The 10,393-nt window shown below is 63.2% G+C and carries 10 protein-coding genes; all 10 read right to left on the reverse strand.

Annotation, left to right across the window (positions count from 1 at the left end; translation table 11 throughout):
- The coding region (locus tag AC1D1X_RS07750) for an ABC transporter permease (RefSeq protein ID WP_477698084.1) at positions 1-1,211 on the reverse strand (1,211 nt) is incomplete at its 3' end.
- A gap of 69 nt (positions 1,212-1,280) precedes the next feature.
- Positions 1,281-2,852: a C13 family peptidase gene (locus tag AC1D1X_RS07755; RefSeq protein ID WP_477698085.1), complete on the reverse strand. Its 1,572-nt coding sequence runs from the start codon at positions 2,850-2,852 to the stop codon at positions 1,281-1,283.
- Between the two features lie 23 nt (positions 2,853-2,875).
- Positions 2,876-3,781: a formate dehydrogenase accessory sulfurtransferase FdhD gene (locus tag AC1D1X_RS07760; protein ID WP_477669770.1), complete on the reverse strand. Its 906-nt coding sequence runs from the start codon at positions 3,779-3,781 to the stop codon at positions 2,876-2,878.
- Positions 3,782-3,858: 77 nt separating this feature from the next.
- A complete protein-coding gene (locus tag AC1D1X_RS07765; RefSeq protein ID WP_457279595.1) occupies positions 3,859-4,245 on the reverse strand; it encodes a hypothetical protein in 387 nt (128 codons plus the stop codon).
- Between the two features lie 28 nt (positions 4,246-4,273).
- Positions 4,274-5,452 (reverse strand): formate dehydrogenase subunit gamma, encoded by a 1,179-nt coding sequence (locus AC1D1X_RS07770; RefSeq protein WP_477669771.1) that lies wholly within the window; start codon positions 5,450-5,452, stop codon positions 4,274-4,276.
- Positions 5,453-5,466: 14 nt separating this feature from the next.
- A complete protein-coding gene (locus AC1D1X_RS07775) occupies positions 5,467-5,700 on the reverse strand; it encodes a hypothetical protein (protein ID WP_477669772.1) in 234 nt (77 codons plus the stop codon).
- Entirely contained in the window at positions 5,697-6,317 is a 621-nt protein-coding gene (gene fdh3B / locus AC1D1X_RS07780; protein ID WP_477648455.1) for a formate dehydrogenase FDH3 subunit beta, read from the reverse strand. The genes AC1D1X_RS07775 and fdh3B overlap by 4 nt, the downstream gene beginning before the upstream one ends.
- Before the next feature lie 148 nt (positions 6,318-6,465).
- Positions 6,466-9,435, reverse strand: coding sequence for a formate dehydrogenase subunit alpha (locus tag AC1D1X_RS07785; RefSeq protein WP_477669773.1), 2,970 nt, complete (start codon positions 9,433-9,435; stop codon positions 6,466-6,468).
- Positions 9,436-9,498: 63 nt separating this feature from the next.
- Complete coding sequence (locus AC1D1X_RS07790; protein ID WP_457279600.1) at positions 9,499-9,705, reverse strand: formate dehydrogenase; 207 nt, start codon at positions 9,703-9,705, stop codon at positions 9,499-9,501.
- 205 nt (positions 9,706-9,910) lie between these two features.
- Positions 9,911-10,393: TorD/DmsD family molecular chaperone (locus AC1D1X_RS07795; protein ID WP_477698086.1), on the reverse strand; the 483-nt coding region annotated here is incomplete at its 5' end.

Consider the following 10,393-nt stretch of genomic DNA (forward strand, 5'->3'; position numbering starts at 1 on the left):
GGTTTAAGGTTGCCGACGTCGCGGCGAATGACGCGCAGCGGCGGCACCTGCGCCAGCTGCAGCACCGGCGGCAGACCAAAGGCCAGCAGCAGCGTCAGGCCCATGCCCATGCCGAACACGACGGGCCACCAGGTGGCCGCCGGCAACGCGGTTTCAACCAGCCCGGCCAGCAGCAGCACAAAGGCGTAATGCACGGCGAAACCCAGCGCCACGCCAAGCGCGCTGGCCAGCATGCCGGCGACGACAAACTCAAAGGTGTAGGCCAGCGCAATGGTGCGCTGGGGCTGGCCCAGCACGCGCAGCATGGCGCAGTCGTCCAGGTGCTTGGTGGCGAAACCGCGCGCGACGATGGCCACGGCCACCGCGCTCAGCAGGGCCGCCAGCAAGGCCACCAGGTTGAGGAATTTTTCGGCGCGGTCCAGCGTCTGCCGCATCTCGGGGCTGCCCGATTCGAGCGACTCCAGCCGCACGCCGCGGATGCCGGACTCTGCACCGGGTTTCTTGATCTCGTCTGCGGCCCATTTCACATAGGCCTTGACGGCCTTGTCGTCGCCGGCCACAGCAAAGCGGTAGTTGGTGCGGCTGGCGGGCTGGATCAGGTTGGTGGCGGCCACGTCGGCCTGATTGATCATCACGCGGGGAGAAAAGCTGATGAACCCGGCGCCGCGGTCGGGCTCCTGCACGATGACGCGGGTGACCTTGAAGCTGGCGTCGCCCATCAACAGGGCTTGGCCGAGCTTGAGGCCCAGCGCGTCGAGCAGCGAAGCGTCGGCCCAGGCCGTGCCAGGAGCCGGCACCTCCCGCGTGTCTTCGCCGGGGCCGTCCAGGCTGTCGGCGATTTTCATGCTGCCGCGCAGCGGATAACCTTCCGGCACCCCCTTGAAAGCCACCAGCTTGCTGGCGCCGCCATCAGCGTCGGTGGCGCGGCCCATGGTGGGAAAGGTGACGGTGGAAATCGCCTTCAGGCCCAGCGCCTGCGCCTTGGCTATGAAGGCTTCCGGTGTGATGCCGTCACTGCGGATCACGGCGTCACCGCCCAGCAGCTGACGGGCATCGCGTTGCAGGCCGCCCTTGAGGCGATCGGCAAAAAAACCGACCGCGGTGAGCGCAGCAACCGCCAGGGTCACCGCGACGATCAGGAGGCGCAGCTCGCCGGCGCGCAGATCACGCAACAGGGTTTTCCAGCCGAGCTTGAGGAAAAGGGTGTTCATGCGCAGACCATAACGCAAAGTCCGCATCCCGGCATCATGGCCGGGATTTGCCAGGGATTTAGCGGAGGGTTATGGAGACGTTTTGAAGCCGGGTCCCGCCACCACCGGGGCTGGAGCTGGGGCCGAAACCGGAGCGCCCGGCAAGGCATCCAGCCGCTGCTCCAGCGCGCGCAGCACGGGCCCGATGCCAGTTCCCGCCCTGATCTGCGGGTTGGAAAAGCCGTCATCCTTGCCGGCGTCGATTTCGCGCTGCCTGATCACCGGAACGGCACGGGAAAAAGCCTGCTCAAAAGAATGTGTCTTGCGCAACTGCTCGTCAAACATGGCGCGGCCGAAGAAGGTGAGTTCGGACAGGCGCCCACAACCGTAAGAGGTATGGGTGGCGTCGGCCGCCGTCATGACCAGGGTGGTGTCGCTGGCCAGCGCCTCGATCCAGCCGCCGGAATAGCAGGCCGATATCGCGATGACGCGGTGGCGGATACCGGCGTTGTCGAGCGCCTCGCGCAGCTCGCCGGGACTGAGCGGCGGTACCTGCAGCGGCCAGTGGGAGGCGGCCAGCTTGAAGTCGCTGGCGCCGTGCGAAGTCATGTAGACCACCAGCACGTCGTTGTCGCGATCCATGCGCTGGGCCAGTGCGTCGATGGCGCGCTGCAAATTCAGCGTGGTGGCCCAGGGATGGGTTTGCACGGTGCTGGCATGGTTGACCAGGTGCATCACGCGGCCTTCGGCATCGAAGCGATCGGCAAGCACACGGCTGACCATGCTGCTTTCCCGCAGGAACACATCTTCCGCGGCATAAGGAGCAAACACCAGGCCGTAGACGTCGGTGATACCGCGGCGCTGCGGCTCGATGGCGGMCATCGTCTTTTCCATCAGCGCCTGCTGCTCTTCAAAAACCTGCTGGCTCAGCTGCAGGCGGGGCCGGCTGTCTTCAGTGGCCTGGCTCGCGTAGTCCACCCCCCAGGTACGCGCCTCGAATTGCCAGGCGGACACGCCTGTGGTTGCCAGCAGGACCAGCGCAAATACGGCAGTCCGCCAGGTCCATCCGGCGAAACGCACGAAGAGGAAAAGGCTCACGCCAAGCGCCCAGGCTGTCACCGCCGCATACAACGCCCAGTAAAACCAGGGAGCGGAAAACACCGCCGCCTTGATCCAGCCGTGCGCAATCGCAGCAACCACGCCCTGGGCGAGCAGCACATTGGGCAGCCCCGCTGCCAGCCACAGCGCGAAAAAGGCCGCCACACCGCGAGGCGGTTGGTCACCGGGAACCGGCTCGTCCGCTTCAGGGGCAGGCACAACTGCCGAAGCAGGAAAAGCCCACCACGCCAGGCCAACGCCCAACCCGATCGTCCACCATGTCGACAACCAGGCCTGCAGGTTAAACACCGCGGGGCCTGCAATTTCCAGCCGCATCAACGCAACTTCCATGGTTGCGGCCAGCATCACAATGCCCATCACCTGCAATGGCGTCGGCGTTTTCCCCGCCACGCGGACAGATAGGAAAAACGCAGCACGAACTCCCTCCAGTATCCAGCGCAGTGTGCTCAGCCGGCCAGAGGTATCAGGACGGCCGCAGTCCACCGGGCTCAGCAAGGGTTCCGGGATGCCAGGCGAGGTGTGTTGGACGTGGGCGTCGTGCATGGCGGCATCATGCCACGGCAGATTCAGGGCTCAGCGCCCACATTGCGAGGGCGGGGGCCAGCCAGTTCTGGCTGCAGCTTGAGCCGCTGCGGGTTGGCATAACAGACAAAACGCTTGTTGGTGGCGCGGCCAATCGCGCACAGGCCGACTGACTGCGCGACCTGATGGCCCATCTGCGTGATGCCGCTGCGCGAGACCACAATGGGCACCCCCATCTGCGCGGACTTGATGACCATTTCGCTGGTGAGGCGGCCTGTGGTGTAGAAAACTTTGTTCGCCTCATTCACCGATGGGCTGTCTTGCATGGACATCCAGCCAGCGATGGTGTCTATGGCGTTGTGGCGGCCCACGTCTTCCACGAAGAGCAGCATTTCAGGGTCGCCCGCCGTCATCGCAAACAATGCACACGCATGCACCGAGCCGGCGGATTTGTACGTCGTTTCCTTGAGTCGTATGGTGTTGACGAGGGAATACAACTGGGCCTGGGTAATACGTGCATCAGCGGGCAGCACGATGCTGTCGACTTCGTCCATCAGGCCGCCAAACACACTGCCCTGCCCGCAACCCGTGGTGACCACACGGCGCGAGGTTTTCTCTTCAATGTCTTCAATGCCGTGGTGTGTCTTGACGGCAGCCGCGCCCACGTCCCAGTCGACGGTGATGGACTCGATATCGGTCACATCCTTGACCAGCCGCTGGTTGCGCAGGTAGCCGAGCACCAGCAACTCGGGGTGAGCGCCCAATGTCATGAGCGTCACAAGCTCGCGCTTGTCGACATACACCGTGAGGGCGCGCTCGGCGGGGATGGCGACCTTGTGCGCCTCGCCATATTCATTGACGGCATCAACCTCGCAGGTCAGGGGCGCCTGGGCGTTGGTCAGYCGGGGCAGGCTTTGCGGACGTGAAAGAGGGGGTGTCGAGGCGGGCATGAGGGAAGACTACAACAAAAAAGCCGGCCCCTCGCGGGGTCGGCTTTTTGGGAAACGAAACGACTCAGCAGGATGGCTCAAGACTTCTTGGCGGGGTTTCCAACCGCATCGGGCTGCTTGGTACTGGGCGGGCTGGTAGCGTTGCCTGCGGGTGAATGCGCGCCGGCCGCTTCGATCGGCTTTGCTGCAGGCGGGGTGTAGGCGAAGGGGCCGGGGTCCGCGCAAGCAGGTGCCGGCGTCGGCGGTTTGGTCTCTTTGCCGGTGGCCTTGGCCGTTTTGTAATAGCTGGCGGCGACCTTGTCTTGCGATTTGCACAGCTGGTAGGCCTCCAGCTTGCCGGTCCAGGCGGTCTTGGCGGCCGCTTCTGCGGCCTTGGCCTTGGCTTCGTCGCTCAGGGCGGGCAGTTTGGCCAGCGACGCGGCCGATGCGGCGGCCAGCAAGCTCATGATCAGAATTTTTTTCATGGGATTCCTCACTACAACTCTTCGGGGCTTATGCCTGCGCCGTCTGGCCGGGCGGGTCAACAGGCTTGCTGCGTTGGGCCGGAATGTTCCCGGCTTTGACATCGTCATACCAGTATTCGTGGTGCTCACGGGCCCAGGTCTCATCGACGTAACCTGTACGCATGGCCTTGTAGGCGCCCTGCATGCCGATGGTGCCGAGGTAGATATGACCGAGGAACAAACACATCATGAGCACGGTGGCCACGGCGTGCACCATGTGTGCGACCTGCATCGTCGAGCGCTCATAGATCAGGCCGGGCAGCAGCTTGTCGAGCACAAAGCCCGACGACACCACCACGATGCCCAGGAAGAACACGCCGCCCCAGAAGATGAGTTTTTCGCCGGCGTTGAAACGGTTCGAAGGCGGTTCTTCGCCGCCCGTGATCAGGCCACCGCCTTTGGCCAGCCAGTGCAGATCGCCCTTTTGCGGCCAGTTGTCGCGCAGGAAGGTCAGGAACACGATCACCAGCGACACCGCGAACAGCGGGCCGGCAAAGTTGTGCATGGTCTTGAGGGTCCAGGTCAGCCAGCCGAAGAGCGCGCCACCGATCACGGGCAGCAGAAAGAATTTGCCAAACGCCATGACCAGACCTGAGATGGCCAGGATGCAGAACGCGATCGCGTTGGACCAATGCGCGGCACGCTCAAACGGCGTGAATCGTTCGATCTTGCGGCCGGTGTCGACGCCGTGGATTTTGATCGAACCCTTGCTGAAGTAAAAAATCGCGATGGCCAACAGCACGATCAGGAACAGCGAGCCCCCATAGGGAATGATCCAGTTGTTGCGCACCTGTCGCCAGGCTTCGCCGGCGTTGGTCAGGCGTGAGCCGGGGTACTGCACAAAGGGCTGAATCAGGTTGCCGGCTTCGGGCGCTTCGCTCTTGGGCAGGCTGCTGTAGCCGGTGACGCCCTCGCCCACCTGGCGCCACATGGGCGCGTTGTTGCCCGGTTGCACTTTTGCGCGTTCACCATTGGTCTGCTTGGCGTAGTTGGGGTCGGCGCTGGCCTCGGGCTTGACCTCAAAGATGTTCTGGCCCTGGATGCCGCCGGTGGCGGCGGGAGCGGTAGCAGGCGCGGCGGTGGCCGGCGGAGCCGCAGGCGCCTGCGCGCAGGCAAGTCCCGCCAGGCTGGCCGCTATGAAAAATATAGCTGTTCGCGCACGATACATAAGGCCTCCGGTCACTATTTCGAGCTACCGATCTTGTTGTACTCGTTCTGGCTGTTCTGCGCGCGGGCCTTCAGGCCTTGCTCCCAGCTGGTCTTGTCGCCGGCCTTCCAGCCTGGCGCCGCAAACTGGGTTTGCACGCCCTGGTAGGCGGCGCCGTCGCTTTTCACACCGCTGCCCAGGGTTTGCGGTTTTTCGCCGCAGGCCGACAAAGCCGACAAGGAGAGGGTCCAGACAAGAAGGCGCATCATGATTTGGCTCCTGCGGGCGGCTGACCGGCCTGTTTGGATCCGTAGGCCGTGCCCCAGCCCCAGACTTCGGCGCCCTTGCCGCGTTGCACCACACGGTTGCGGAAGATGTCGGCGACCACATCACCGTCGCCGGCGAGCAGGGCCTTGGTTGAGCACATTTCGGCGCAGGCCGGCAGCTTGCCTTCGGCCAGGCGGTTGCGGCCGTACTTTTCAAACTCGGCCTGGCTGCCGTTGACTTCAGGGCCGCCGGCGCAGAAGGTGCACTTGTCCATCTTGCCGCGCACGCCAAAGGTGCCGGCAGCCGGGAACTGCGGTGCGCCGAACGGGCAGGCGTAGGAGCAGTAGCCACAGCCAATGCAGACGTCCTTGTCATGCAGGACCACGCCTTCGTCGGTGCGGTAAAAGCAGTTGACAGGGCAGACGGCCATGCAGGGGGCGTCGCTACAGTGCATGCAGGCCACCGAGATGGATTTCTCGCCGGGAACACCGTCGTTGAGTGTGACCACGCGGCGGCGGTTCACACCCCACGGGACTTCATTTTCGTTTTTGCAGGCGGTGACGCAGCCGTTGCATTCGATGCAGCGCTCCGCATCACAAACAAATTTCATGCGTGCCATGACGTCTCCAGAGAAAACCGTTTGATCGGAAGCTTGCGCGGGGCTCTGCCCAAGCMGGGGCCGCGGAACCGGCTTTGCCGGGCCGCAGGCGCAGCGGCCCCCTCGGGGGGCAGCGCATTACACGAAGTGAAAAGCGTGGGGGTCATGTTTATGCCCTTTCGACGTTGCAGACCGTCGTTTTTGTTTCTTGCATCATCGTGACGCTGTCGTAGCCGTATGTTGTTGCCGTGTTGATTGCCTCGCCGCGCACAACCGGTGCCGCGCCATTCGGGTAGTACGCCAGCATGTCGGCGCCTTGCCAGCGGCCCGAGAAGTGGAAAGGCATGAACACGGTGTCAGGCCCCACGCGCTCGGTCACCAGGGCCTGCACATTGAGGCGTGCGCCGGTGGGGGTGCTGACCCAGGCGCGTTCGCCGTTGCGTATGCCTTTTTCGGCTGCGACCTTGGGGTTGATCTCGATGAACATCTCCTGCTGCAGTTCGGCCAGCCAGGGGTTGGAGCGGGTTTCTTCGCCGCCGCCTTCATATTCCACCAGCCGACCGGAGGTCATGACCAACGGGAATTTCTCATGCACCTTGTCGGCGATGTTCTTTTGCTGGATGGTTTTGTACAGCGTGGGCAGGCGCCAGAAGGCTTTCTTGTCGTCGTGCGTCGGGTACTTGGCCATGAGGTCGGCCCGGTTGCCGTAAAGCGGCTCGCGGTGCTGCGGAATGGCGTCGGGGAAGTTCCAGACCACGGCGCGCGCCTTGGCATTGCCGAAGGGATGGCAGCCATGGTTCTTCATGACAACGCGGATGATGCCGCCCGATGAGTCGGTCTTCCAGTTCTTGCCTTCGGCGGCGGTTTTCTCGGCATCGGTCAGCTCGTCCCACCAGCCGAGTTTTTTGACCAGCAGGTGGTCGAACTCGGGGTAKCCGGTCTGGATGTCGGCACCCTTGGAATGGGATCCGTCTTCTGCCAGCAGGTTTTTGCCTTCGCGTTCCACGCCGAAGTTGGCGCGGAAGTTACCGCCGCCTTCCATCACATGTTTGGAGGTGTCATACAGGTTGGGCGAGCCCGGGTGTTTCATCTCGGGCGTGCCGTAGCAGGGCCATGGCAGGCCGAAGTAATCGCCCGTGGTGTCGTAGCCGGTTGCCTTGTCAACGCCGCCTTTGGACTTGAGGGTCTTGACGTCGAACAGGTGCATGTTGCGCATGTGCGCCTTGAGGCGCTCCGGGCTCTGGCCGGTGTAGCCGATGGTCCAGCAGGTCTTGTTGATCTCGCGCAGGATGTCTTCGGGCACGGGCTCGTCCATGCCCTTGACCTTTTGCATCTTGTAGTTCTTGGAAAGCTCTCTGGCAAAGCCGAGCTTTTCGGCGAACTGGTGCATGATCATGTGGTCGGTACGGCTCTCCCAGAGCGGCTCGATCACTTTTTCGCGCCACTGGATGGAACGGTTGGAAGCCGTCACCGAGCCGCTGGTTTCAAACTGCGTGGCGGCCGGCAGCAAATACACCGCGCGGTTGGGGTTGAGGTCTTCGGCCTTGCCGGGCATGGCCGCCATGGCGGCGGTGGCCGATGGATACGGATCCACCACCACCAGCAGGTCCAGCTTGTCCATCGCGCGTTTCATTTCCAGGCCGCGCGTCTGTGAGTTGGGCGCGTGGCCCCAGAAGAAGACGCCGCGCAGGTTGGAGTCCTGGTCGATGAATTCGTTTTTCTCCATCACGCCGTCGATCCAGCGCGAGACCGTGATGCCGGGTTTTCCCATCATGGCGGCGGAGGCATAACGCCCCTTGATCCAGTCGAACTCGACGCCCCAGATCTTTGCGAAGTGCTTCCAGGAGCCCTCGGCCAGGCCGTAGTAGCCGGGCAGCGAATCGGGGTTGGGGCCGACGTCGGTGGCGCCCTGCACGTTGTCGTGACCGCGGAAGATGTTGGTACCGCCGCCGGAAACACCGACATTGCCCAGCGCCAGCTGCAGGATGCACGAAGCACGAACCATGGCGTTGCCGATGGTGTGCTGGGTCTGGCCCATGCACCAGACGATGGTGGACGGCCGGTTCTTGGCCATCATCTCAGCAGCCATGTAGACACGCGCCTCAGGCACGCCACAGGCTTCTTCCACCTTGTCGGGCGTCCATTTGGCCAGCACGTCTTCCTTGACCTTGTCCATGCCGTAGACACGGTCGTTGATGTACTTCTTGTCTTCCCAGCCGTTCTTGAAGATGTGATACAGCATGCCGAACAGGAAGGGGATGTCGGAGCCGGAGCGGATGCGGATGTATTCGTCGGCCTTGGCGGCAGTGCGGGTAAAGCGCGGATCGACCACGATCATCTTGCAGCCGGTTTCCTTGGCGTGCAGCATGTGCAGCAGGCTGACGGGGTGGGCCTCGGCCGCGTTGGAGCCGATGTACAGGGCGACCTTGCTGTTTTGCATGTCGTTGTACGAATTGGTCATGGCGCCGTAGCCCCAGGTGTTGGCGACGCCGGCCACCGTGGTGGAGTGGCAGATGCGGGCCTGGTGGTCGCAGTTGTTGCTGCCCCACAGGCTCATCCACTTGCGCAGCAGGTAGGCCTGCTCGTTGTTGTGTTTGGACGACCCCACCACATACACCGAGTCAGGGCCGCTGGCCTTGCGCAGCTCCAGCATGCGGTCGGTGATTTCCTTCAGGGCGACGTCCCAGCTGATGCGCTCGTATTTTCCGTTCACCAGCTTCATCGGATAGCGCAGGCGGTATTCGCCGTGGCCGTGCTCGCGCAGGGCAGCGCCCTTGGCGCAATGGGCCCCAAGGTTGATGGGCGAATCAAACACCGGCTCCTGGCGGACCCAGACGCCGTTCTCTACTACGGCGTCGACCGCACAGCCGACAGAGCAATGGCTGCAGACGGTGCGCTTGACTTCGATCTTTCCCGTGCCGTCGCCAGCGCCCGGTGTGGCGGCCTTGGCCTTTTTGACCAGGGTTAATTGCGTAGCGGCCAGGCCGACGCCGACACCCAGGCCGGAGCGGCGCAGGAAGGCGCGGCGGTCCATGGTGGGCAGCGCATTGGACAGGCCCCGCGACAGGCTTTGCACAAAGCGCGCGGAACCCGCGCGATGCACGGGATGGACATCAGAAGATTTTTTCGTGAGCAGCATGAAGCTCTCCGTAGAAGGTGAAATCGGGGGGGCCGGTCGGGCGGAACTGGAAGCCAGGGCTATCTAGATGCGGGTGGTCTTGTAGTAGCGCTTGACGTGTTCCGAGAGGCTGTAGCCGCCGCCTTTTTCAGGGGCCGGCTTGGGCTCTGGAAGCTCGGCTTGAAGCGCAGGTGCGCCGGGCAACGCGACGATGGCCGCGGCTGCCGCGCCTGTGGCGGCTGCGCCGAAAAAGAATCCCCTGCGTGAGGGTTTTGGCTGGCTGTCCTGCATGGTGATCTCCAGGGGAAGGCTTGCTGGCTATGTAACCGTTTGCATAGTACTGTAAGGCAGAGCGCTGCGCACCACAATGGTTAGCGCCGCTCAACGTCCAAGTCTAGGGAAAACGATAGGCGATCTTATTGTCAGACTCGGCGGCTCTGGCCGGCTGGCCATTCAAAAGCTGTCTCATTTTGAGAAAAAAAAGTTCATGCATCCCTCAGGCCAGCATGTCGAAGCCCTGCGCCTCAACGCTGATGAAGGTCTGGGTAAAGGCCGCGAGCGCGGCATAAAAACGCGCCTTGGGATGCGCCGTGATGGCATCGCACATCAGCGGCACCCAGGGCTGGACATGACGCGCGAAAAATTCTCGCTGGCGTGTCAAATTGGCTACCTCGACATCGTCGCCGGCGATCAGGTAGCGCATGACTTCGCACAGGTAGGCCACATGGTCTTCGGTCTCGGGCATGGTCTCGTCACGTGCCAGGCCTAACGCGGCGATGTCGGTGCGCAAGGCCGCCAACGGCTTCTCATTGAGGAAACCGCTGAGGTAGTGCGAACCAAAGAGGTACACCTCGGGTTTGCCGACGCCGCCGAACAGGGCGTCGTGTTCGCGAGTGATGTCGGCCAGGCTGTGTGCGCGGGCGGCTGCGACGAGTTCGCCCCACGAACTTTCGAGCAAGCCTCCTGCGGCGGGTGCCTC

Source organism: Polaromonas sp. P1_G4 (assembly GCF_056405475.1).

Excerpts from the sequence above, each read along its gene's own strand:
- AC1D1X_RS07765 (WP_457279595.1), bottom strand. The coding sequence starts at position 4,245 with ATGAAAAAAATTCTGATCATGAGCTTGCTGGCCGCCGCATCGGCCGCG.
- AC1D1X_RS07770 (WP_477669771.1), bottom strand. The coding sequence starts at position 5,452 with ATGTATCGTGCGCGAACAGCTATATTTTTCATAGCGGCCAGCCTGGCG.
- AC1D1X_RS07775 (WP_477669772.1), bottom strand. The coding sequence starts at position 5,700 with ATGATGCGCCTTCTTGTCTGGACCCTCTCCTTGTCGGCTTTGTCGGCC.
- fdh3B (WP_477648455.1), bottom strand. The coding sequence starts at position 6,317 with ATGGCACGCATGAAATTTGTTTGTGATGCGGAGCGCTGCATCGAATGC.
- AC1D1X_RS07790 (WP_457279600.1), bottom strand. The coding sequence starts at position 9,705 with ATGCAGGACAGCCAGCCAAAACCCTCACGCAGGGGATTCTTTTTCGGC.